This is a genomic window from Mesorhizobium sp. M0048 (assembly GCF_040323405.1).
In the GTDB taxonomy this organism is placed as follows: Bacteria; Pseudomonadota; Alphaproteobacteria; order Rhizobiales; family Rhizobiaceae; genus Mesorhizobium.
Map to the genome: position 1 here is coordinate 14,413 of NZ_JAMYUV010000006.1, position 23,318 is coordinate 37,730.

The 23,318-nt window shown below is 63.0% G+C and carries 22 protein-coding genes; 12 read left to right on the top strand and 10 right to left on the bottom strand.

Annotated features, from left to right (window positions below; all coding sequences use genetic code 11):
• The first annotated feature begins 8 nt into the window (after positions 1–8).
• The gene (locus tag NKJ84_RS08250) at positions 9–848 is read left to right on the top strand and encodes a chromate resistance protein ChrB domain-containing protein (RefSeq protein WP_352506073.1); all 840 of its coding nucleotides are present in this window, start codon (positions 9–11) and stop codon (positions 846–848) included.
• Complete coding sequence (gene chrA / locus NKJ84_RS08255) at positions 845–2,233, top strand: chromate efflux transporter (protein ID WP_352506074.1); 1,389 nt, start codon at positions 845–847, stop codon at positions 2,231–2,233. Before NKJ84_RS08250 ends, chrA begins: the two co-directional genes overlap by 4 nt.
• 3 nt (positions 2,234–2,236) lie before the next feature.
• Here the strand turns inward: chrA and NKJ84_RS08260 are convergent, their stop codons facing one another.
• Both NKJ84_RS08260 and pdxR read right to left on the bottom strand, forming a co-directional pair.
• Positions 2,237–3,826 (bottom strand): trimethylamine methyltransferase family protein, encoded by a 1,590-nt coding sequence (locus NKJ84_RS08260; protein WP_352506075.1) that lies wholly within the window; start codon positions 3,824–3,826, stop codon positions 2,237–2,239.
• 191 nt (positions 3,827–4,017) lie between these two features.
• Positions 4,018–5,511 (bottom strand): MocR-like pyridoxine biosynthesis transcription factor PdxR, encoded by a 1,494-nt coding sequence (gene pdxR / locus NKJ84_RS08265; protein ID WP_352506076.1) that lies wholly within the window; start codon positions 5,509–5,511, stop codon positions 4,018–4,020.
• A 5-nt stretch (positions 5,512–5,516) separates the two neighbouring features.
• Between pdxR and NKJ84_RS08270 the strand changes: the two genes are divergently transcribed.
• The 3 genes from NKJ84_RS08270 (at position 5,517) to NKJ84_RS08280 (ending at position 8,137) form a co-directional block, all read left to right on the top strand.
• Entirely contained in the window at positions 5,517–5,672 is a 156-nt protein-coding gene (locus tag NKJ84_RS08270; protein WP_254816186.1) for a hypothetical protein, read from the top strand.
• A 93-nt stretch (positions 5,673–5,765) separates the two neighbouring features.
• On the top strand, positions 5,766–7,409 hold the full coding sequence (pgi, locus tag NKJ84_RS08275; RefSeq protein WP_352506077.1) for a glucose-6-phosphate isomerase: 1,644 nt from the start codon (positions 5,766–5,768) through the stop codon (positions 7,407–7,409).
• A gap of 5 nt (positions 7,410–7,414) precedes the next feature.
• Positions 7,415–8,137: an HAD family hydrolase gene (locus tag NKJ84_RS08280; protein WP_352506078.1), complete on the top strand. Its 723-nt coding sequence runs from the start codon at positions 7,415–7,417 to the stop codon at positions 8,135–8,137.
• Here the strand turns inward: NKJ84_RS08280 and NKJ84_RS08285 are convergent.
• Together NKJ84_RS08285 and NKJ84_RS08290 are read right to left on the bottom strand one after the other, a co-directional pair.
• Complete coding sequence (locus NKJ84_RS08285; RefSeq protein WP_352506227.1) at positions 8,121–8,777, bottom strand: class I SAM-dependent methyltransferase; 657 nt, start codon at positions 8,775–8,777, stop codon at positions 8,121–8,123. The two genes, NKJ84_RS08280 and NKJ84_RS08285, sit on opposite strands and share 17 nt — an antisense overlap.
• 86 nt (positions 8,778–8,863) lie before the next feature.
• Complete coding sequence (locus NKJ84_RS08290) at positions 8,864–10,825, bottom strand: long-chain fatty acid--CoA ligase (RefSeq protein WP_352506079.1); 1,962 nt, start codon at positions 10,823–10,825, stop codon at positions 8,864–8,866.
• 39 nt (positions 10,826–10,864) lie between these two features.
• Here NKJ84_RS08290 and NKJ84_RS08295 point away from each other — a divergent pair, with 39 nt between their 5' ends.
• The 6 genes from NKJ84_RS08295 to NKJ84_RS08320 all read left to right on the top strand — a co-directional run bounded on the left by NKJ84_RS08295 (position 10,865) and on the right by NKJ84_RS08320 (position 16,590).
• Positions 10,865–11,140, top strand: coding sequence for a hypothetical protein (locus NKJ84_RS08295; RefSeq protein ID WP_352506080.1), 276 nt, complete (start codon positions 10,865–10,867; stop codon positions 11,138–11,140).
• A 165-nt stretch (positions 11,141–11,305) separates the two neighbouring features.
• Positions 11,306–12,898: an ABC transporter substrate-binding protein gene (locus tag NKJ84_RS08300; RefSeq protein WP_254816244.1), complete on the top strand. Its 1,593-nt coding sequence runs from the start codon at positions 11,306–11,308 to the stop codon at positions 12,896–12,898.
• Positions 12,899–12,956: 58 nt separating this feature from the next.
• Positions 12,957–13,964 carry an ABC transporter permease subunit gene (locus tag NKJ84_RS08305; protein ID WP_352506081.1) on the top strand — a complete coding sequence of 336 codons (1,008 nt, stop codon included), beginning with the start codon at positions 12,957–12,959 and terminating at the stop codon, positions 13,962–13,964.
• A gap of 1 nt (position 13,965) precedes the next feature.
• A complete protein-coding gene (locus tag NKJ84_RS08310) occupies positions 13,966–14,883 on the top strand; it encodes an ABC transporter permease subunit (RefSeq protein ID WP_023676823.1) in 918 nt (305 codons plus the stop codon).
• Between the two features lie 4 nt (positions 14,884–14,887).
• Positions 14,888–15,763 carry an ABC transporter ATP-binding protein gene (locus NKJ84_RS08315; protein ID WP_352506082.1) on the top strand — a complete coding sequence of 292 codons (876 nt, stop codon included), beginning with the start codon at positions 14,888–14,890 and terminating at the stop codon, positions 15,761–15,763.
• Positions 15,760–16,590, top strand: a complete 831-nt coding sequence (locus NKJ84_RS08320; protein WP_352506083.1) for a dipeptide ABC transporter ATP-binding protein — start codon at positions 15,760–15,762, stop codon at positions 16,588–16,590. The genes NKJ84_RS08315 and NKJ84_RS08320 overlap by 4 nt, the downstream gene beginning before the upstream one ends.
• Before the next feature lie 22 nt (positions 16,591–16,612).
• On the opposite strand, the gene NKJ84_RS08325 is transcribed toward NKJ84_RS08320, so the two are convergent.
• Positions 16,613–17,533 carry a LysR family transcriptional regulator gene (locus NKJ84_RS08325; protein WP_352506084.1) on the bottom strand — a complete coding sequence of 307 codons (921 nt, stop codon included), beginning with the start codon at positions 17,531–17,533 and terminating at the stop codon, positions 16,613–16,615.
• A 93-nt stretch (positions 17,534–17,626) separates the two neighbouring features.
• Between NKJ84_RS08325 and NKJ84_RS08330 the strand changes: the two genes are divergently transcribed.
• Positions 17,627–18,499: an NAD(P)H-dependent oxidoreductase gene (locus NKJ84_RS08330; RefSeq protein WP_352506085.1), complete on the top strand. Its 873-nt coding sequence runs from the start codon at positions 17,627–17,629 to the stop codon at positions 18,497–18,499.
• Here the strand turns inward: NKJ84_RS08330 and NKJ84_RS08335 are convergent.
• From NKJ84_RS08335 to NKJ84_RS08355, 5 genes are all read right to left on the bottom strand, one after another.
• Positions 18,430–19,722, bottom strand: coding sequence for a cysteine desulfurase-like protein (locus NKJ84_RS08335; protein WP_352506086.1), 1,293 nt, complete (start codon positions 19,720–19,722; stop codon positions 18,430–18,432). The genes NKJ84_RS08330 and NKJ84_RS08335 overlap by 70 nt on opposite strands.
• Before the next feature lie 71 nt (positions 19,723–19,793).
• A complete protein-coding gene (locus NKJ84_RS08340) occupies positions 19,794–20,468 on the bottom strand; it encodes an amino acid ABC transporter permease (RefSeq protein ID WP_292656040.1) in 675 nt (224 codons plus the stop codon).
• A gap of 108 nt (positions 20,469–20,576) precedes the next feature.
• On the bottom strand, positions 20,577–21,368 hold the full coding sequence (locus tag NKJ84_RS08345) for an ABC transporter substrate-binding protein (protein WP_352506087.1): 792 nt from the start codon (positions 21,366–21,368) through the stop codon (positions 20,577–20,579).
• A 176-nt stretch (positions 21,369–21,544) separates the two neighbouring features.
• Positions 21,545–21,940 carry a RidA family protein gene (locus NKJ84_RS08350; RefSeq protein ID WP_352506088.1) on the bottom strand — a complete coding sequence of 132 codons (396 nt, stop codon included), beginning with the start codon at positions 21,938–21,940 and terminating at the stop codon, positions 21,545–21,547.
• A 73-nt stretch (positions 21,941–22,013) separates the two neighbouring features.
• Complete coding sequence (locus NKJ84_RS08355; protein ID WP_352506089.1) at positions 22,014–23,162, bottom strand: acyl-CoA dehydrogenase family protein; 1,149 nt, start codon at positions 23,160–23,162, stop codon at positions 22,014–22,016.
• Positions 23,163–23,318: the final 156 nt, after the last annotated feature.

Below are 23,318 nucleotides of genomic sequence, written 5' to 3' on the forward strand. Positions count from 1 at the left end.
TGGACGCCATGCCGTCAACAACCGCTATCACTGTATCGCAACTGTCCCGTCTGATTGGGCTGCCGGGTGCACCCGCAATCATCGACGTCCGCATCGATGATGACTACAACGCCGATCCGCGCCTGCTGCCGGGGTCGGATTGGCGTGATTTCAGGACTGTCTCGAACTGGGCTGCCGACTTCGCCGGCAGGCAAGTGACAGTCGTCTGCCAGCAGGGGAAAAAGCTCTCGCAAGGCGTGGCCGCATGGCTGCGCCACGAGGGCATAGCCGCCGAATCGCTCGACGGCGGGTTTGAAGCATGGCGCGATGCCAAGGGCCTTCTCGTTCACGCCGACAAGATACCGCCCGCCGACGCCAAGGGCCGCACCGTTTGGGTGACGCGTACGCGCCCGAAGGTCGACCGCATCGCCTGCCCCTGGCTGATCCGGCGCTTCATCGATCCTCACGCGGTCTTTCTCTTCGTCGAGCCGGCTGAAGTGTCGGCCGTCGCCGATCGCTTTCAGGCCGTGCCTTTCGACATCGAGAACGTGTTCTGGAGCCACCGCGGCGAACGCTGCACCTTCGACACCATGATCCAGGAGTTCGGGCTTAAATCCCAAGCGCTCGATCGCCTGGCCACGATCATACGCGCTGCCGATACTGCGAGCCTCGATCTTGTTCCACAGGCGGCCGGGTTCCTGGCCGCCTCGCTTGGCCTGTCACGGATGTTTCGCGACGATCTGGAGCAGCTCGAGGCCGGCATGCTGCTCTACGATGCGTTCTTCCGCTGGTGCCGCGATGCCACCGAGGAGACGCATAACTGGCCGGCCGCCGGCGCAGTCAGTCTCGGCAAGGGCAAACCATCGTGAGCGCCGTCCTTTCGAAAAAGCCGGCGGAGATCCGGGAGCCGGTTGTGCCGAGCTTCCGGCAGGCCGTGAAGGTCTGGGCGAAAATCGGGGTGCTCAGCTTTGGCGGCCCGGCCGGGCAGATCGCGCTCATGCACAAGGAACTGGTCGAGGAACGGCGCTGGATCGGCGAACAGCGCTTCCTGCATGCGTTGAACTACTGCATGCTGCTGCCTGGCCCCGAGGCCCAGCAGCTTGCCATCTATATCGGATGGTTGCTGCACGAAACGGTCGGCGGCCTTGTTGCCGGCATTCTCTTCGTCGTGCCGGGCGCGCTTGTAATGCTCGTCCTGAGCAGCCTCTATGCGCTCTATGGCGATGTACCACTCGTCGCGGCGCTGTTTTTCGGGGTCAAGGCAACCGTGCTCGCCATTGTCATCGAGGCGGTGATCCGGATCGGCAGACGCGCGCTGAAAAACCCGGTCATGGTGTCGATCGCACTCGCCGCCTTCATCGCCATCTACGCATTGAACGTGCCGTTTCCGCTGATCGTGCTGCTTGCCGGCCTGGCAGGCTGGATCGGCAACCGTAGTGCGCCGGCATTTTTTTCCGGCGCACCACAGGGCAAGGGCGATGTTCCCGACATCAAGGGCGCGGTCGATCTGATGTTCGAGCGCGGCGAACTGACCCACGTCAGGCCGACGCGATGGCATGCGCCGCGCACTTTGGCGATCTGGCTGCCGATCTGGCTCGGGCCTGTTCTGCTCGTCTGGGCTGTCACCGGCCCTGCCAGCGTTTGGACGCAAATCGGTGGCTTCTTCAGTGTCATGGCGGTCGTCACCTTTGGTGGGGCCTACGCCGTGCTTGCCTATGTCGCGCAGGCAGCGGTCGAGTCCTTCGGCTGGCTGGCACCCGGTGAAATGGTCGACGGCCTTGGGCTTGCCGAAACCACGCCCGGCCCGTTGATCCTGGTCTTGCAGTTTGTCGGCTTCGTCGCCGCCTTCCGCCACTCCGGCGCGCTCGCGCCGCTTCTTGCCGGATTGTTTGGAGCGCTGCTTACGCTGTGGGCGACGTTTACCCCATGTTTCCTGTGGATATTCCTTGGCGCGCCTTACATCGAAGCGCTGCGCGGCAACAAGGCACTGTCGGCGGCGCTCGGTGCGATCACCGCCGCCGTCGTCGGCGTCATCATGAACCTCGCTCTATGGTTCGGCTTGCACGTCATCTTCGGCGAAGTGCGCAATGTCGGGCTTGGAATGGACGTGCCGGTGCTTTCATCGATAGACTGGCGCGCGGCGCTGCTTTCCTGTGCCTCGATGATCGCCATCCTGAAGCTGAAGATCGGCATGCTGCCGACGCTTGCCGGATCGGCGCTGGCCGGTGTGTTGTTGCTGGCGGCGAGCGGGTAACGCTCAGCCGCCCATTCTGTCGCGCGGCAGCTTGATCATATCGCCGAAGCGGGCGCGCAATTTGTCGTCGACCGGTTTTGGCACATGGCGCGGGAAGCGTTCGGCAAGCACGCGTTTCTTCTCGATGATCGCCCGTTGCAGGATATCGGGCCTGCCTTTCTCATTCCATTCCTTCGGCGAAAAGCGGTCGCCGACGGCCGGATAGAAATATTCGGTCTGCATCAGCCGCAGCGTCTGCTCGTTGCCCAGATAATGGCCCGGCCCTTTCAGGCAGACATCGGCAATGGTGTCGATCGACAGCGACTCGTCCGTCACTTCGATGCCGCGCACGCAGCGCAGGCAGTGGCCGAGCATGTCATTGTCGATGATCAGGCTCTCCAGGCAGAAGCCGAGCAGCGAGGCATGCATGCCGGCCGACTCATAGACCAGGTTGAGGCCGGCGAGACCGGCCATCACGTCGGTTATGCCCTTTTCGTAGCCGGACTGAATGTCAGGCAGTTTCGAATCTGTCATGCCGGCGGCCGAACCGCCCGGCAGGTCGTAGAATTGCGCCATCTGCGCGCAGGCCGCGGTCAGCACCGCCTGCTCGGCCGAACCCCCCGACATGGCGCCGGTCCTGAGATCCGAGACAAACGGCCAGGTGCCGAAGATCGCCGGATGGCCGGGCTTGATCGCGTTGACATAGATAAGGCCGACGAGCACTTCGGCGACTGCCTGCACCACGGCGCCCGCAATCGCCGCCGGTGCCGTCGCACCCGCCTGTCCTGCCGACAGCAGCAGGATCGGAATGCCGCCCTCGACGCAGGCTTCGAGAACGCCGCAGGCGTCCTCGGCAAACTTCATTGGGGGCACGACGAAGCAGTTCGAATTGGAGACGAAAGGCCGGGCGCGAAAATTCGCTTCGCCGCCCGCGATCGCATAGAGCATATCGAGCGCCGGCTTGACGTTCTCGCGCACGGTAAACGAGGTGCCGACATGCTTCGACGTACCCAAGACGCAGGCGTAGAGCGTGTTGAAATCCATATCGAGCGGGTCGGGAATGTCGCGCGGCACCATCGGCCGCTGGAAGAAATGGATGTTGTCGAGCCCTTCGACCAGGCGCGCGGCATCGTAAATGTCCTGCAGCAGCGACTCGCGATACTCACGCTTTTCGACATCGACCAGATGCACCGCAGCACCAGCCGTGCCGTAATGCACACGCTTGCCCTGGATCACCATGTCGTGCTTCGGATACTGGCCGTGCAGGGTGAAATGCCGCGCCGCTTTCTTGATGGTGTCGAGCACAAGGCCGCGAGGAAAGCGCAGGCGGCCGTCCTCACCGAGGGTCGCACCCGCCTTGGTCAGTGCCTCGATGCAGGAGGGGATGGCATTAGCGAAGCCGACCGTCTCCAGAAGGGTAAGCACGGCCTCGTGGATACGTTCGCAATCATTGCCGCTGAGCGGGCTGTAGCTCCCGCCTTCGAGGCCGGCGCGCACCGGCTTGACGTCGTCGGCAAGCGGTGCCGCCCGCATGGCGCGGCGCGCCTCGCGCCCGCCGGACCGCCGCGAACGCTGGTCTGCGGACACGTCCTGCTTCTCATGGGCCATTGGCATGAAGGCACTCCAACTTTAGCTGCGGAGCGGGCGCGGCGGTTGGTCCACCATCTGCCTGCTTCGTCCCCTATACTCCGACTATGCCGCCGGCATTGGCACAGCCTATGTGCCAGCCGATCCCGTCGCATATGCCAAGGTGCTAAAGAACCGGAGCCGCGCCACATGCGCCGGCTCCGGTCGGGGAAGGGTGATCAAGCCGCTGCCGGCCTGCGTCCAGCTGCCGTCGCCAGTTCGCGGATGCCGGGTTCGATGTGCTGCAGCGCGATCGATGAAATGCCCAAGCGCATGAAACGCGAAGGCTTTTCGGTGCGGTCGAAGAAGCGGTCGCCGGGCTCGATGATGACGCTGCGCGAGGCCGCGGCCTCCGCCAGTCCGCGCGAATCGGTGCCGCGCGGCCCCTCGAGCCAGAGCGACGTACCGCCGGCCGAATCGGTCGAGCGCCACTCAGGCAGGAAGGCGGAAATCGCATGGACCAGACGCTTGCGCCGCTCGTCGAAGGCGCTCGACAGCCGTCGCACCAGCGCCTCGTGATGGCCGAGCGACAGGAAGAGCGCCACGGCACGCTGGTTGTTGGCCGGCGGATGGCGCAGCATGAAGCGGCGTAGCGCCCGAAGCTCGGAGATCAGCCCGGCCGAGGCGACGATGTAGCCGAGCCTGAGGCCGGGAGCCAGCGTCTTCGACATCGAGCCGACGTAGACGACGCGGCCGGACCGATCGAGGCTCTTCAGCGCCTGCTGCGGCGCCTCGTCCAGGAGCTGGCTGTCATAGCCGTCCTCGATGATGATCTGGTTGTGCCGGTTGGCGCGCGCCAGAAGATCCTGCCGCCGCTCCGCCGACAGCGGCACCATGGTCGGGCAATGGTGGCTGGGCGTGACGAAGACGAAGCCGGAATCAGTGGGAATAGCAGAGGTTACGATGCCGGAGTGGTCGACTGGAACCGGCTGAATATCGGCGCCGGCCAGCCGGAAGATCGAGCGTGCATCGGGATAGCCGGGGTCTTCCATCGCCACCTTGGAGCCCTTGGTCATCAACAGCGTGGCCAGCATGTAAAGCGCGTTCTGCGCGCCCAGCGTCACGATGATCTCGTCCGGATTGGCGAAGATGCCGCGCCGCGGCAGCAGCCGGGCCTGGATCTGCTCGATCAGGAGCGGATCGTCGCGGTCGACCATGTCGGATGCCCAGTTGCGGATTTCGAGCACCGCCAGCGCCATGCGGTTGCACTCGCGCCATTCGGCGGTCGGGAACAGCGCCGGGTCGAACTGGCCGTAGACGAAGGGGTAGGACGACTTGATCCAGTTGTCGTGCTTGGCCGGCGGTGGCATGTCGCTCGCTGCGATCTGCCGGCGCGCCTTCCAGTCGATCTCGTTGGCCTGGTCGGGCGCCTTCTGGTGCGGCTTGGCCGGCGTCGCCAGCACCTCGGGATTGACAAAATGGCCGCGGCGCTCGCGCGCCACCAGAAAGCCCTGGTCGACCAGCTGCTGGAACGCCAGCACCACGGTGCCGCGCGCTACGCCGAGTTTTTCCGCAAGAATCCGGCAGGACGGAAGCGGCATCGAAGCCGCGATCTGCCGGTCGAGGATGGCGGCGACGATCGCCTGGCGGATCTGCGCCTGCAGGGTCTGACCGGAGTCCGCCGAAATCCGGAACAGGCCGGACCATATGGCCGTGTCGTTTCGCTGTGGCATGGGAGATGTTCCTCGATGGCCAGCTTTTTTCACTTGGCTGGACCAGTCGAATGTACCGGTGGCACAAGGTGTTGCGCCAATCAATTTTTCTGATCGCTGGGATTTATGCCAGTGATCCTTTGCGCCGGCCCGCGCTGCGCTGCGGCATCGCTGCGCATTGAAACAGATGGAATTCGACCCGATAGTTTGCCGCGACGACACGCGCCGGAAACATCCGGCCTGATAAGATGCACCTCAAGAACCGGAGCGAGGCAGTGGATCAACCGTCCTTTCAAAAGCAGCTCGGCGCGTTGCGCGATCATCGTGCGGCCAAATCGGGCTCGATGCGCGAGGCTTTCGCCGCCGATCCGCAGCGCTTCGAGAAATTCTCCGCCAGCGACGGCGACGTGCTGCTCGACTGGTCGAAATGTGCGGTCGATGCGCGGACGATGGAGTTGCTGGAGAAGCTGGCCGAGGCCGCCGACCTCGAAGGCCGGCGCGACGCGATGTTTGCCGGCAAGAAGATCAATGTCACCGAAGGCCGCGCCGTGCTGCACACGGCACTACGCAACCTGACCGGCAAGGGCATCGTGCTCGACGGCCAGGACGTGAAGGCGGAAGTCCTTGCCGTACTCGACGCGATGGGTGCCTTCGCCGACGCGGTGCGTTCCGGCAAGGCGGCCGGCGCGACCGGCAAGAAGATCACCGACATCGTCAACATCGGCATCGGCGGCTCCGATCTCGGCCCTGCCATGACGACGCTGGCGCTGGCGCCCTATCATGACGGGCCGCGCGCGCATTACGTATCCAATATCGACGGTGCGCATATCCACGACACGCTGAAGGGACTTTCCGCCGAAACCACCCTGTTCATCATCGCCTCCAAGACCTTCACCACGGTCGAGACTATGACCAATGCCGAGACCGCGCGCGGATGGGTCGAGAAGGCGCTCGGCAAGGAAGCGGTCGGCAAGCACTTCGCCGCCGTCTCGACGGCGCTCGACCTGGTCGCCAAGTTCGGCATCGCGCCCGATCGCGTCTTCGGCTTCTGGGACTGGGTCGGCGGCCGCTATTCCGTCTGGGGTGCGATCGGCCTGCCGGTGATGATCGCCCTCGGCCCGAAGGATTTTCGCGCCTTTCTCGAAGGCGCCCATGAAATGGACGAGCACTTCCGCACCGCGCCGCTGGCGAGGAACCTGCCGGCGCTGATGGGGCTGATCGGCTGGTGGCACCGCGTGATCTGCAAATACCCCGCTCGCGCCGTCATCCCTTACGATCAGCGTCTGTCCAGGCTCCCGGCCTATCTGCAGCAGCTCGACATGGAATCGAACGGCAAGAGCGTCACCCTGGACGGCGGCGCTGTGACGACGCCGACCGGCCCGCTGGTCTGGGGTGAGCCCGGCACCAATGGCCAGCACGCCTTCTTCCAGCTTCTGCATCAGGGCACCGATTTCATTCCGGTCGAATTCCTCGCCGCTGCCGTAGGCCACGAGCCGGAACTGAAGCATCACCACGACCTTCTGCTTGCCAATTGCCTGGCGCAGTCGGAAGCCTTCATGAAGGGCCGCACGCTGGAGGAAGCCCGCGCACAGATGCTGGCGAAAGGCATGAAGCCGGCTGATGTCGACAGGATTGCTCCGCACCGCGTCTTCTCCGGCGACCGCCCCTCGGTGACGATCCTCTACAGAAAGCTCGACCCCCACACGTTCGGACGGCTGATTGCGCTCTACGAGCACCGCGTCTTCGTCGAAGGCACGCTGTTCAACATCAACTCCTTCGACCAATGGGGCGTCGAACTCGGCAAGGAACTGGCGACCGGGCTGCTGCCCGTCGTTGAAGGCAAGGAGAACGCCGCAAAGCGGGACGCCTCGACTGCCGGACTGGTGGAATACATCCACCGCTTGCGCGGCCTGGAGTGAAAAGCTTGGCGGACATCAAGGGAATATTGTTCGACAAGGACGGCACGCTCGTAGATTTCAACGCGACATGGCTGGGCATCGCCGACTTCATGGCGATGGATGCGGCCGAAGGCGATCGCTGGAAAGCAGACAGGCTGCTTGCGGCGGCGGGCTTCGACTTCGCCAGCAAGCGCTTCAAGCCGGATTCGATTTTTGCCTCGGGGACCAACATGGACGTCGTCGAGCTGTGGTTTCCACGGCTGTCCGACGAGGACCAGATGCTTGCCGTCGCCCGCTTCAACGCCATCACTTCGGCGCAGGGATCGGCAATGGCAGTGGCGCTACCGGGCGTGGTCGAGACGCTTGGCCTGCTTCACAGAAAATCCTACCGGCTTGGCGTCGCCACCAACGACTCGACCAGCGGCGCGGAAAAGACCTTGGTCACTCTGGGCGTCGCGCAGCTTTTCGACGCCGCCTATGGTTACGATGCGGTGGCCAATCCAAAACCGGCGCCGGATACGATCCTTGCCTTCTCGGATCTGACAGGGCTCAGGCCGGCGACGATCGCAATGGTCGGCGACAATCGCCACGATCTGGAGATGGCGCGGGCCGGCGGCTGTGGCCTGGCGATCGGCGTGCTGTCCGGCACCGGCACACGGGAATCGCTGTCGCAGATCGCCGACGTCATCCTCGATTCAGTTGCCGATCTGCCCGATTTTCTTGCGGCCCGAGTCAGCGAGACGGTCTAGACTCGCAGCTAAACTGTCCGAACGAGAACACGCCACTCGGTTTCATCGCCGCATTCCTGCCTTCGCCGACATCCGGCACCTCGTATTCGGCCAGCAGGCGAAGCCGCGAGCGGGGCAGATAGGCGCGGCCCGGATCGCCGACCAGCACCTCGATGCCGGCAGCGAGGCAGCGGTCGAGGAAGGGAACGACCCGGCCGGCAAGATCATGGGCGTAAAACAGGTCGCCGACCACCACGACATCCACCGGTGGCGGCGGACCGCTGGTTATGTCCCCGCCGATCGTCGCAATCACAACGCCGTTCGCCATCGCATTGAGGCCGATCGCGGCAACGCCGTTGCGGTCGATCTCGGCCGCGATCACCGCGCTTGCGCCGGCTTTTGCCGCTGCGATGCCGACGAGGCCCGAGCCGGCGCCGAGGTCGAGCACGCGACGGCCGGTCACGGTCTCCGGCCGGTCGAAAATATGGCGGGCGAGCACCGCGCCGCCGGCCCAGACATAGGCCCAATACGGTGGCTCCGGTTCAGGTCCGTCTTCTTCGGTAGCGTGTTGGTTCCACTCGACAAGCCGCCTGAGCCCGCTTTCCGGATGGGCGGTGTAAAGCCGAATTTCGGGAATCGCAGGTACTGCCGCGACCCGCATGTTCGCCCGGATGAACTCTGCCGGGTCTGGGCGCGAACCTATGCCCACCACGTTGGCGCCGGCGATGCAATCGCTCAAGCTGCGCCTTAGCCCCGCAACGCCCGTCGCAGGATCTTGCCGACCGGTGTCTTGGGCAGCTCGGTGCGGAACTCGATATGCCTGGGGCGTTTGTAGCCGGTCAGGTTCTCTTTGCAATAAGCCGCCAGCACTTCGGCGGTCAGCCCAGGGTCCTTCTTGACGACGAACAGCTTCGGCACTTCACCCGAATGCTCGTCCGGCACGCCGATCGCCGCCACTTCGAGTACGCCCGGATGCTGCGCCACCACTTCCTCGAGTTCGTTCGGATAGACGTTGAAGCCGGAAACCAGGATCATGTCCTTCTTGCGGTCGACGATCTTGGTATAGCCAAGCTCGTCCATGAAGCCCATGTCGCCCGACTTGAAGAAGCCGTCCTCGGTCATCACCTTGGCGGTCTCGTCCGGCCGGTTCCAGTAGCCGGCCATCACTTGCGGTCCGCGGATGCAGATTTCGCCGACTTCGCCGAGCGGCAAATTGTTGCCGTCGTCGTCGCGGATGGCGATCTCGGTCGAGGGCAGCGGCAGGCCGATCGTGCCGGTGTAAACGCCGTCGCTGAATTTGTTGATGGTTGTCCCCGGTGAGGTTTCGGTAAGCCCGTAGGCCTCGCTGATCGGGCAGCCGGTCAGCGCCTTCCAGCGTTCGGCGATGGCCCTCTGCACCGGCATGCCGCCACCCAGCGTCAGGATCAGCGGCTTGAAATCGAGCTTGCGAAAATCCTCATTGTTGAGCAGCGCATTGAACAGCGTGTTGAGGCCCGGAAAGATGTGGATCGGGTATTTCTGCAGCTCTTTGACGAAGCCGGGAATGTCGCGCGGATTGGGGATGAGGACATTCTGTGCGCCTTGCTGCATGCCTACCAGCACGTTCGCCGTCAGCGCAAAAATGTGATAGAGCGGCAGCGCGCAGAGGAAGTTCAGATGCGCCGGCTTAGGCTTGACGGTAAAGGCGTCTTCGGCCCACAGCGCGTTCTGCGCGACATTCGCCAAAATGTTGCTGTGCAAAAGCATCGCGCCCTTGGAGATGCCGGTCGTGCCGCCTGTGTATTGCAGGAAGGCGATGTCGTCGGCCGCGACCTTTGCGGGCCTGAAGGCCATGCCGGCGCCTGCCTTCAGCGCGGCGCTGAATTTGACATGGCCGGGCAGCGACCATGCCGGCACCATCTTCTTGACGCGGCGTACAACGAAGTTGACGATTGGTCCCTTGATCCCACCGAGCATGTCGCCCATCGAGGCGACCACGATATGCTTGACCGCGGTCCTGGCGATCACCGCCTGCAGGGTGCAAGCGAAATTTTCGAGGATGACAATGGCTTGAGCGCCGGAATCCTTGAGCTGGTGCTCCAGCTCGCGCGGCGTGTAGAGCGGATTGATGTTGACCACGACATAGCCGGCGCGAAGCACTGCCATGATCGCCACCGGATATTGCAGCACATTCGGCATCATCAGTGCGACGCGCGCGCCCTTCTGCAGCCCCGTTGATTGCAGATAGGCGCCGAAGGCGGCCGACTGTCGCTCGAGGTCGGCATAGGTGATCGATTTGCCCATGCAGACGAAGGCCGGCCGATTCGCAAACTGCTTGCACACGGTGACGAGAAAGTCGCCGATCGAGCTGGAGGGCAGAGCGCCGATCTCGGCCGGCACGATCTTTGGATAACTCTTGAGCCACGGTTTTTCCGGCAGGCCGGCGGCCAGCGACATGATCGCCTTTGGTAATCTCTTGGCCGGACCTGCCGACGGTCGGGGCGCTGTCGGCACTGCCTTCGCCGCCGGCTTGGCGGCAGACTTTGCAGCAGGCGCCATCTTGCGGGTTGCCGGTTTAGCAGCCGTTCCAGCCGTGGTCTTCGCCGCCGGCTTCGCGCTTGCCTTCGCGGTAGCCGCCGGCTTGGCGTCGGCCGCTTTTGACTTGACTGCTTTCGATGTTGCCTCGGCCTTTGCTTTCGCCGCGCTGGTTGTCTTTGCCGGTTTTGCCACCTGTCGCTCCCTCAATCGTTTCTTATTGTTTCGGCATGCTTGCGCGCCACCACCGCCCTGATCAACAAAGATATCCCAACGCTTGCCGCGATGCCCGAAACCCGGGAAAATCCGGCACGCTGCCCATCTATCTATGTATTGCCACAAGCGGCGGCCATGCAAGCCTTCGCCACCAGGAGTGCGGTAAGACTTGCCGTCAAACCTCTAGGCCGCGACCGGTTTTCGGACGCGGGTCTCTTGAACCGAAAGGCTCGATTCCCACAATTGGCGGCATCGCCGATCAACAAAAAATTGAAGTCGCTAATAATGTCGTGATCTGCGGATTCGGCTCGTTTTTTCCACAATTTGCCGCGTGCCGGAATTTTTTTCTGCTTCCCGTGGGTTAGGCAAACAAGCAGTTCCAAAGCTAGAAAAACGGTGCTTATATGCGGCCTTCGCGAGCCTGATAGAGGGGCTTGGAAGAACATCAGGGAGTGCTCAATGAAAAAGAAACTGACTTTTGCAGCCGCGTTGCTGGCTGCAAGCGTCCTCGGCGGCATGGCCAATGCAAAACAACTGGTCTATTGCTCGGAGGCTTCGCCGGCCGGCTTCGACCCGTCGCCATGGAGCGGCGGCAACGACTTCGACGCCTCATCGCGCACCATCTATTCGCGCCTGGTCGAGTTCGAGCATGGCAAGACCACCATCTCGCCCGGCCTGGCAGAGAGCTGGACGGTTTCCGACGACGGTCTCGAATACACCTTCAAGCTTCGCCCGGGTGTGAAATTCCAGACGACCGATTATTTCACACCGACGCGCGACCTCAACGCCGACGACGTGATCTTTTCCTTCGAACGCCAGTGGAAGAAAGAAAGCCCGTGGTACAGCTATCTGGAAGGCACCGGCTGGGAATATTTCACCGGCATGGGCTTCCCCGATCTCCTGAAGGAAATCGTCAAGGTCGACGACCTGACGGTGAAATTCGTGCTGAACAAGCCTGAAGTAGCGTTCCTGCCGGACCTCGGCATGGATTTCGCCTCGATCGTTTCCAAGGAATATGCCGACCAGCTCGACAAGGCCGGCACCAGGCAGCAGTTCACCCAGAAGCCGGTCGGCACCGGTCCGTTCCAGTTCGTCGACTACCAGGTCGACGCGGTCATCCGCTACGCGGCATGGGACGGCTACTATGGCGGCCGCCAGAAGATCGACGATCTGATCTTCGCCATCACGCCCGATCCCGCCGTGCGCGCGCAGAAGCTGAAGGCGGGCGAATGCGATATCATGTCGTACCCGGCGCCAGCCGACATTGCCGGACTGCAGGCCGACACGAACCTCAAGGTCGATGAGCAAGAAGGCCTGAATATCGGCTACATGGCCTATAACACAACGCAGCCGCCCTTCGATAAGGTCGAGGTCCGCAAGGCCCTCAACATGGCGGTGAACAAGAAGGCAATCATCGACGCGGTCTATCAGGGTGCCGGCACGCCGGCCATCAACCCGATCCCGCCGACCATGTGGTCCTATAACAAGGACATCAAGGACGATCCCTATGATCCAGAGGCGGCCAAGAAAATGCTGGCCGACGCCGGCGTCAAGGATCTGTCGATGAAGATCTGGGCTATGCCAGTCAGCCGCCCCTACAACCCGAACGCCCAGCGCGTTGCCGAGTTGATCCAGGCCGACTATGCCGCCGTCGGCGTCAAGGCGGAGATCGTCAGCTACGAATGGACCGAGTATCGCCAGCGCGGCAAGGCCAAGGATCGCGATGGCGCCTTCCAACTGGGCTGGACCGGTGACAATGGCGATCCGGACAACTTCTTTTTCCTGCTCGGTTGCGATGCCATCGGCCAGTCCAATTATGCGATCTGGTGCAACCAGGAATTTGAAGCCTTGCTGAAAAAAGGCAAGGCAACGACGGACGTCGCCGAGCGCACCAAGATCTACGAGGAAGCTCAGGTGGTATTCAAGCGTGAGGCTCCGTGGCTGACCATCGCCCACTCCAAGGTCTTCATGCCGATGAACAAGAAGGTGTCGGGCTTCGTTATGGACCCGCTCGGCATTCATCGGTTTGACGGCGTCGACGTCACCGAATAAGTCCTGAGAAATTGAACGGCGGCGCTGGACTTCCCGCGCCGCCGTTCTATGAAGCAAGATGCTCCGTTATCTCCTCCACAAGCTCGCTTTGATCATCCCGACCGTGTTCGGCATATCGCTGGCGGCGTTCGCTTTCGTCCGGCTTCTGCCCGGCGATCCCATCCTGGCCCTGGCCGGCGAGCGCGGCGTCAGCCCCGAACGCTACGCCCAGCTCATCGAGCAGTTTGGCTACAACCGGCCCTATGTCATCCAGTACCTGGAATATATCGGCAGGGTCCTCACCGGCGATTTCGGCATATCCATTGCCACCAAGCGGCCAGTGCTCGGCGAATTCCAGGCGCTGTTTCCGGCCACGCTGGAACTGGCGACGGTGGCGTTGCTCATCGCCATCCTGCTTGGCATCCCCGCCGGCATTTTCGCCGCGGTCAAGCGCGGCTCCTGGTTCGACCAGGCGACGATGGGTGTCGCGCTGACCGGCTATTCGATGCCGATCTTCTGGTGGGGGCTGCTGCTCATTATCTTCTTCTCCGGCTATCTCGGCTGGACGCCGGTTTCCGGCCGTATCGGCCTGCAGTATTTCTTCAGGCCCACGACCGGGTTCATGCTCATCGACAGCCTGATCTCCGGCAGGAGCGGCGCCTTCAAATCCGCCGTCAGCCATCTGATCCTGCCATCGATCGTACTGGCGACGATCCCGCTCGCCGTCATAGCGCGCCAGACGCGCTCGGCGATGCTTGAGGTGCTGGGCGAGGACTATGTCCGCACCGCGCGTGCCAAGGGCCTGGCGCCGCGCCGTGTCATCGGGCTGCATGCTTTTCGCAACGCGCTGATCCCGGTGGTCACCACCATTGGACTGCAGGTCGGCACGTTGATGGCAGGCGCCATTCTGACCGAAACCATTTTTTCCTGGCCAGGCATCGGCAAATGGATGATCGACGCCATCGGCAAGCGCGACTATGTCGTCGTGCAGAGCGGATTGCTGATCATCGCGCTGATCGTCATGGCGGTGAACCTGATCGTCGACGTGCTCTACGCGGTCATCAATCCGCGCATCCGGGTGCAGTGAGATGACCGACGAATCCGCCGCCGAAGCCACCGCTGCCTCCATCCCGACAGGCGGCAGGCAAAGGGCGTTTGCCGAGTTCTGGCATTACTTCTCGATGAACACCGGGGCCGTCATCGGTCTTGTCGTGTTTTCGGCGCTGGTGCTGGTCGCGATCTTTGCGCCGTTCGTCGCCCCGCATTCGCCCGACGAGCAGTTTCGCGATGCACTGCTGGCGCCTCCTGCCTGGCAGGAAGGCGGCAAATCGATGTTCCTGCTCGGCACCGATGCCGTCGGCCGCGACATGCTTTCGCGGTTGATCTTCGGGGCACGTTTTTCTCTTTTCATCGGCCTGGTGGTCGTCGTCTTCTCACTCACCAGCGGCATCGTGCTTGGCGTGCTCGCAGGCTATTTCCGCGGCTGGGTCGACACGCTGATCATGCGCATCATGGATATCATCCTGGCCTTCCCGTCGCTGCTTCTGGCGCTGGTGCTGGTGGCGATCCTCGGCCCGGGCCTGTTCAATGCCATGTTGGCGATCGCACTGGTGCTGCAGCCGCATTTCGCACGCCTCACCCGCGCCGCCGTGATGGCCGAAAAGAACCGCGAATATGTGATCTCCGCCAAGGTGGCCGGCGCCGGTCATCTTCGCTTGATGGTGAGGACGATCTTGCCGAACTGCCTGGCACCGCTGATCGTGCAGGCCACGCTGTCCTTCTCCAACGCTATTCTTGAGGCTGCGGCGCTCGGCTTCCTCGGTGTCGGTGCGCAGCCGCCGACGCCGGAATGGGGCACGATGCTCGCTTCGGCGCGCGAATTCATCCTGCGCGCGCCTTGGGTGGTGACCTTCCCCGGCCTTGCCATCCTGATCACTGTGCTTGCAATCAATCTGATCGGCGACGGCCTGCGCGATGCCTTCGACCCCAAGCTGAAGAGGTCATGATCCAATGCCTCTTCTCGAGATCAAGAACCTGACCGTTTCCTTCGACACCGCCGCCGGACCATTCATGGCGGTACAAGGCATCGACCTGTCGGTCGAACCGCGCGAGGTGCTGGCGATCGTCGGCGAATCCGGTTCCGGAAAATCGGTGGCGATGCTGGCGGTGATGGGGCTCTTGCCCAACACGGCGACGGTGAGGGCCGACCGCATGGCCTTCGACGGCATCGACCTGCTAAAGCTCGGCCCATCCGAGCGGCGCAAGATCGTCGGCAAGGACATTTCGATGATCTTCCAGGAACCGGTCGCCAGCCTCAACCCATGCTTCACCGTCGGCTTCCAGATCGAGGAGGTGCTGCGCTTTCATATGGGCATGGACCGTGCTCAGCGCCGGGCGCGCGCCATTGAACTGATGAAGCTCGTTGGCATCGCCGACCCCGAGGAACGGCTGGGCTCGTTCCCGCATCAGATGTCGGGCGGCCAGTGCCAGCGCGTCATGATTGCCATCGCCATCGCCTGTAATCCGAAGCTTTTGATAGCCGACGAGCCAACCACGGCACTCGACGTCACCATCCAGAAGCAGATCCTCGATCTGCTGGTCGGCCTGCAGGCCAAATACGGCATGGGCCTGATCATGATCACCCACAATATGGGGGTGGTTGCCGAGACCGCCGACCGTGTCATCGTCCAGTACAAGGGCCGCAAGATGGAAGAGGCCGACGTGCTGTCGCTGTTCGAATCCCCCAGGAGCAATTACACGCGCGCGCTCCTGTCGGCGCTGCCGGAAAACGCCGTCGGCGACCGGTTGCCGACTGTTTCCGACATGCTGTTCGAGCCGGCCCCATCTGTAGTCGCAGCCCGATCCGCAGGAGGAACCGCCTCATGAGCGTGACGGTAGTCGAAGGCAAGAACATCGTGCGCGACTATCATGTCGGCGGCGGGCTTTTCCGCCCTTCCCGTACGGTTCATGCGGTCAAGGGTGTTTCGTTCAGCGTCGACAAGGGCAAGACGCTGGCCATCGTCGGCGAGAGCGGCTGCGGCAAGTCAACACTCGCCCGCATCATCACCCTGATCGACCCGGCGACCTCCGGCGAGCTTTTCATCGACGGCAAGAACGTCGACATCGCGAGGGATGGTCTGTCGAAGGAAATGCGCCGCAAGGTGCAGATCGTCTTCCAGAACCCCTATGGTTCGCTCAATCCACGCCAGAAGATCGGCGACGTGCTTGGCGAGCCGCTGCTCATCAACACCGACAGCACGGCCGACGAACGGCGCGATCTCGCCATGAAGATGCTGAAGAAGGTCGGTCTTGGCCCCGAGCACTATAATCGCTACCCGCATATGTTTTCGGGCGGCCAGCGCCAGCGGATCGCCATTGCCCGCGCGCTGATGCTCAACCCCAGCCTTCTGGTGCTGGACGAGCCCGTCTCGGCACTTGATCTTTCGGTGCAGGCGCAGGTGCTGAACCTGCTCGCCGACCTGCAGGATGAGTTTCAGCTGACCTATGTTTTCATCAGCCACGACCTGTCGGTGGTACGCTATATCGCCGACGACGTGATGGTGATGTATTTCGGCGAGGCGGTCGAATACGGCTCGCGCGACGAGGTCTTCGCCGACCCCAAGCACAGCTACACCAGGACGCTGTTCGCGGCGACGCCGCGTGCCGACGTCGCCAGCATCAAGGCAAGGTTGGCGAAAAAGAAGGCCGCCTGATCCGGCGAGGTTTGCCGGCCGGCTACGGCTTCTCGATCCCCGGAATGCTGGAGATCTGCTCGACGAGAAAGTCGACCAGCAGCCGCACCCGGGCAATGCCGGCGCGTTCCGGGACGATCAGCATGCTCAGCGGGACGGGGGGCGGAAAACAGCCCGGCAGGACCACTTCCAGCCGGCCGGCCGTCAGGAGATCGTCGACAAGCCAATGGTGGGCGGGTGCGATGCCGCGTCCGGCGACAAGGGCTTCGCGCGCGGCAAGCCCATGGTCGACTCGAAATCGACCGCCAAAGGGCACCGCAAAGGTCTCGCCGCCTGGCCCCTGCAAGGTGAGTGTGTCGCTTCCCGCGATGTTCGACATCCGGATGCCTTCATGGCCAGGCAGACCCTGCGGGACAGCCGGTCTGCCCCGCGCCGCCAGATAGGCCGGCGCCGCCACCAGCAGACGCCGGGATTGCCCGAGCGCCCGCAGTTTCATCGAGCTGTCGGTGAGCGGACCCAGGCGAAGCGCAATGTCGACGCCCTCCCGCACAAGGTCGATGCGCTCGTCGGTGAGGCTAAGATCGATGCCGATATCGGGATAGCGGTCCTGAAAGGCGAAGATCAACCGGCTGACGTGCAAGACCCCGAGCGCCGCCGTGCAGGATATCCGGATCGTGCCGGCCGACGCGCCGCGCGTGCCCCGCGCCTCATCGCCGGCCTGCTCAACGAGGCGCAGGATCTGGACGCTGTCGGCATAGTAACGGCTGCCTTCATCGGTCATCGTCACACGCCGGGTGGTCCTGCTGAGCAAGGGCACGCCGACGGCCTCCTCGAGTTCTCGCAAATGCCGTGTGACCGTCGACTGCCCAACTCCGAGCTCGCGCGCCACCGCCGAGAGGCTGCCGCGCTCGGCGACGCGAACGAAGGTGCGCATGCGCTCGAGAGTGACGTCCGATCTATCCATTATTCGGCATAATCTTATACATTTCCTACATATAGTGGATCCGCCCGCGGCTGGCTATCTTTGGTGTCTATCGTCCTTCTTCGGAGTAGACCCATGAAAGTCCTGCTTGTTTTTGCTCATCCTGAGCCGCGTTCGCTCAACGGCGCGCTGCGTGACGTCGCCATCAGGGAACTCCAGGCCCAGGGCCACGAGGTGCGGGTGTCCGACCTCTATGCCGATGGCTGGAAATCCGAGGTGGACCGTGCCGACTTTCCGTCGTGGCCGCCGGAAGCACGTTTCCTGCCGGCCGGCGCCTCCAAAAAAGCTTTTGCGAGCGGCACTCTGACCGATGACGTCAAAGCCGAGATCGACAAGCTGCTATGGGCCGACACCCTGATCCTCCAGTTCCCGCTGTGGTGGTACGCCATGCCGGCGATCCTCAAGGGCTGGGTCGATCGCGTGTACGCCTACGGCTTCGCCTATGGCGTTGGCGAGCACAGCGACAAGCGGTGGGGTGACCGCTTTGGTGAGGGAACGCTCGCCGGCAAGCGCGCAATGCTGATCGTGACCACCGGCGGCTGGGAGGAGCATTATTCTGCCCGCGGCGTCAACGGCCCGATCGACGACGTGCTGTTCCCGATCAATCACGGAATTCTCTATTATCCGGGCTACGACGTGCTTCCGCCGTTCGTGGTTTACAGGGTGGACCGTTTTGGGGAAGCCGATTTCGAGCCTGTCGCGGAGCGGCTGCGCGAGAGGATGCGGACGCTCGAGACAATCCGGCCCATTCCTTATCGGCAGCAGAATGGCGGCGATTACCTGATCCCAAGCATGCAGTTGCGCCCCGGCCTGGAGAGCCCGGGTGCAACCGCTTTCGCGCTCCACCAGAACGGCGCAAGCGCAGCCGGACAGCCCGATCAGGACAGCCGGGCGATGACGGTACGCAGCGCCTCGCCGAAACGCCGAACTTCCTCAATCGTATTGTAATGCACCAGCGAGGCGCGGACGGCGCCGCTGTCCATGCTTAAGTTGAGCCGCTTCATCAGGCGCGGCGCATACATATGGCCGTCGCGAATGCCGATCTGCATCTCGGCCATTTCCTCGACGATCCTCTGCGGCGACAGCGTGCCGATGTTGAAACAGAAAGTCGGCACGCGCTCGCTGAGGCGTGCTTCGTCGGCGACACCATAGATCGTCGCGCCGCAACCCTTGAGCACCGCCAGCATTTCGCGCGCCAGCACCTGCTCGTAATCGCGGATGGCATTCATGCCGGCGACGATGTTGTCGCGACGCGACCGGTTATTCTCGGACAAGAAATTGCGGCCGATCGACTCGAGATAGCGCACCGCGGCATCCATGCCGGAGACGTTCTCGTAAATGAAGGTACCGGCCTCGATCTTGTAAGGCGGCTCGTCGGGGATGAAATCCTCGCGGAAGGTCGGCAAGCGCTTCAGTGTTTCGAAGCGGCCCCACAGGAAGCCCATATGCGGCGAGAAATTCTTGTAGCCGGAGCAGACCAGATAATCGCAATCCCAGGCCTGCACATCGATCAACCCGTGCGGGCCGTAATGCACGCAGTCTAGGAACACTTCGGCGCCTGCCGCATGCGCAATCCTAGCCACGGAAGCAACGTCGACAATCGAGCCGATCGAATGCGCCGTCACCGTGCAGGCGACGAGCCGGGTGCGCTCTGAGACCAGCGGGCGCAAATCGTCGACATGCAGATTGCCGTCCTCGCGCATCCGCCACCATTTGAACTTGGCGCCGGCGGGCGCCAGCGCCAGCCACGTCGCGATATTAGCGTCGTGATCCATGTCGGTGATGACGATCTCGTCACGCTCCCCGTTTGGGCGCTCGGAAAGCATCTGGCCGATGCCGAGGCTGACCAGGCGGATGAACGAAGTGGCGTTCATGCCGAAGCAGATCTCCGCCGGGTTGGTAGCGTTGATCAGCAAGGCCACGCTTTCGCGCGCGCCGGCCACTGCTTGATCGACGGTGACGCTGCGGCCATAGCGGCCGCCGCGCTGCACATTATGCGCGACCAAATGGTTGGTGACCGCATCGAGCACGCTTTGCGGGATCTGCGCGCCGGCGGCATTGTCCATGAAGACGAAGTCTCCGGCTTGCTGCAAGGCGGGAAACATGGCGCGGATCGTCTCGACCGGGAAAGCTGCGGCATCGCCGGTTTTCGAAATCTGATGCTGGTTCAAGCTCGTCTCCTGCGAAGTGCCTAACGGAAGTTGATATTCGGGGAATTGGCGGACGGAAATCGTTGGCGACCTCAGCGGGTCTTTTCGGTCTGGAAGCGGCGTTCCAGGAGGCTGACGAGTCGGACCATCGGCCAGAGAAAGATCAGATAGACCAGCGCCGCGCCGATCAGCGGTGAGGGATTGGCATAGAGCGATTGCGCGTTGGTCGCTTCCTTCAGCAGTTCAGGCAATGCTACCGTGGAGGCGAGCGAGGTGTCCTTGAACATCGACACGCAATTGCTGGTCATTGGCGGAATGACGACGCGGATCGCCTGCGGCAGCACTACCTTGCGCAAGGTCAGCAAGAACGGCAGGCCGAGCGCCTGCGCCGCCTCGAACTGGCCGCGCGGAATGCTCTCTATGCCGGAGCGGAACACCTCGGCCGAATAGGCCGCCATGATGATGGCGAAGGCCATCACCGCGGAAGTCCACGATGACAGGCGAATGCCGAGGAACGGCAGCGCATAGTAGATCAGGATCAGCACCACCAGCACCGGCATCGCCCGGAAAATGTCGATGTAGCCGACAGCCAGCAGCCGAAGCGGCTTTGGCGCATAGAGCCGCACTAGGCTGATCGCGAGGCCGACGGGAATACCGATGCCGATGCTCATGATTCCAAGCAGCAGGGTGTTCAGGAAACCGCGCAGCAGCGCCGGCAGGCTGGAGACCATGACGTCGGCGTTGAAGAAGGTGTCCAGCAGCGACATCGCAGCATTCCCGAAACGTTTGGCGTCCCGCGACGCTCGAGCCCGAGCCCGAAATCCGAAATCGTGCCGGCACGAAAGCCGGCACGACATTTAAGCGCGAACTGCCGCTCAGGCCTTCGGCATAGGCATGTCCTTGACGGTCGAGGAATCGGCCGGTGCGTCGCTGCCGAACCACTTCTTGTGGATCGCGGCCAGCGTGCCGTCCTTCTTCATCGCGGTCAGCGCGTCGTTCAGCTTGCCGAGCAGCGGGTGGTCCTTGGTCATCATCAGACCGTACTGCTCGCCGGTCTTGATGCGCTCTTTTACGGCGAGATCCTTCATCCTGGTGAAAGAATATTCCAGGCCCGGAATATCGCTGACCGCCGCATCGACGCGGCCGGAGCTGAGGTCGAGCAGCAAATTCTGCTGCGTGTCGTAGCCTTTGACGTCACTGAACCCGTCCGCTTCCTGGTGGGCCTTGACCCAGGCTTCGCCGGTCGAGCCGGACAGCACGCCGACGATCTTGCCCTTGAGGTCGGCCTCGGCTTTGATTGGGCTGTCGGCCTTCGCGGCGATGCCCATGTCGGAATCATAGTAGGGCTGCGTGAACGACTGCGACTTCAGCCGCTCCGGCGTGATGGTGATCGACGAGATGGCGACGTCGATGCGCTTCGAGGTGGTGGCGGCGAACAGCGCCTGGAAACCGAGGTCGGCGATATCAGTGGTCATGCCGATACGCTTTGCCGCCTCATTGATGATGTCGACTTCGAAACCCTCGAACGTGCCGCTCTCGTTCTTGTATTCAAAAGGCGGATTGGTCGGATAGGCGCCGACATTCAGCGTGCCTTCGGCATAGGCCGGGCCGCCGGCGATGCCGATGGCGGCAGCAAGAAGCAGCAGGTTGCGACGGGTGAAGTTCATTTTCGTTCCCTCTGGTTGTGATCGGACGGGTTGGCCCCGCACGGCTTTGATACGCCAAGTGACCGGACTGCCGGAAAGCCCTCCCGGCACGGCAGTCGTAAGATCGGATGCTATCCAAAGTACCGCGCTTTTCAAGGCGAAAGTTTTAAGCTTAAAAAATTTGCCGCGTGTTGCCGTCACTCCGGAATAACCGCCGTGGCCTGGATCTCAACCTTGGCGCGGTCCTCGACAAGCGCCATCACCTGGATAGCGGCCATCGCCGGAAAATGCCGGCCGATCACCTCGCGATAGGCCTCGCCGATCCCCTTGAGATTGGCCAGATATTCCGCCTTGTCGGTAAAGTACCAGGTCATCGAGGTGATATGCTCAGGCGTGGCGCCGGCCTCGGCGAGCACGGCGACAATATTGGCCAGCGTCTGCCGCACCTGGCCGACAAGATCATCCGTCTCGAAGCGGCCCTGTCCGTTCCAGCCGACCTGCCCGCCGACGAAGACAAGCTGTCCACGCGCGGCGACGCCATTGGCGTAGCCGACGGGTTTCGCCCAGCCTTCCGGCTGCAGGATGGTGTGCATGTCAAAACCTCCCAATGCTCAAATCCGGTCGCTTAAAACTCAAAGACAATCAATTCTTCCACACAACTCCGTCTCAGGCCGCCCCCATCACCTGCCGTGCAATCACCACCTTCTGCACGTCGGACGCTCCCTCGTAGATGCGCAGTGCCCGGATCTCGCGATACAGTCTTTCGACGATATGGCCCTTGCGGACGCCGTCGCCGCCATGCAGCTGTACAGCCTTGTCGATCACCTCCTGCGCTTTGTCGGTAGCGAACAGCTTGGCCATGGCGGCTTCGCGGGTAACCCGGGCCGCGCCCATGTCCTTGGTCCAGGCGGCGCGGTAGACCAGCAAGGCGGCGGCATCGACATCCAGCGCCATGTCGGCGATATGGCCCTGCACCATCTGCAGCTCGGCCATCGGTGCACCGAACAGCTTGCGCTCGGCCACTCTTGTGATGCTTTCGTCCAGCGCGCGCCGGGCAAGGCCGAGCGCCGCTGCGCCGACGGTCGAACGGAACACGTCGAGCACGGACATGGCGATGCGAAAACCGTCACCGGGTTTGCCGATCAGCGCCGAGGCTGGAATGCGTGCATTGTCGAAGGACAGCCGGGCGAGCGGGTGCGGCGCGATCACCTCCAGCCGCTCGGCAACGATCAGCCCCTCGGTGTCGGAAGGCACGACAAAGGCGGAAAGCCCCTTGGCGCCGGGCGCTTCGCCGGTGCGGGCAAAGACAGCATAAAAGTCAGCGATACCGCCGTTGGAGATCCAGGTCTTTTCGCCGGATAGGAGATAGCTGTCGCCGTCACGCATGGCCGTCATTTCCATATTGGCGACGTCCGAGCCCGAGCGCGGCTCCGACAGCGCGAAAGCCGAAATCGCCTTGCCGGCCCGTGTCTTCGCCAGCCAGCTCTGCTGGTCGGGCGAGCCGAACAGGCTGAGCGCGCCAGTGCCGAGCCCTTGCATGGCGAAGGCGAAATCGGCCAGCCCATCATGCCGGGCCAGCGTCTCGCGCGTGAGGCAGAGCGTGCGCACGTCGAGCGGCGAGGGGTTTTCGGTGTCGAGCGCCGTCGGCTTCAGCCAGCCGTCCCGGCCGAGCTTGGCCACCAGCTCGCGGCAAGCGGCGTCGACATCGTCATGGGCGACCGGCAGGGTCTTGGAGCACCATGCGTCCAGCCGCTCGGCCAGTTCACGATGGCGGTCCTCGAAGAACGGCCAGTTGAGGAAAGAGCGGTCAGGCATTTCTGCCTCCGCTATGCTTCGGGCCTCGCGCTCTACGGCGCCCCCCTCTGGCCTGCCGGCCGTCTCCCCCTCTAGGGGGGAGATTGGCAGCTCCGGCGTCCGCCCGCATCTTGCGGCGGTTGCGATTGGCTAAGGTGGGAACCAAAGTCGATCTCC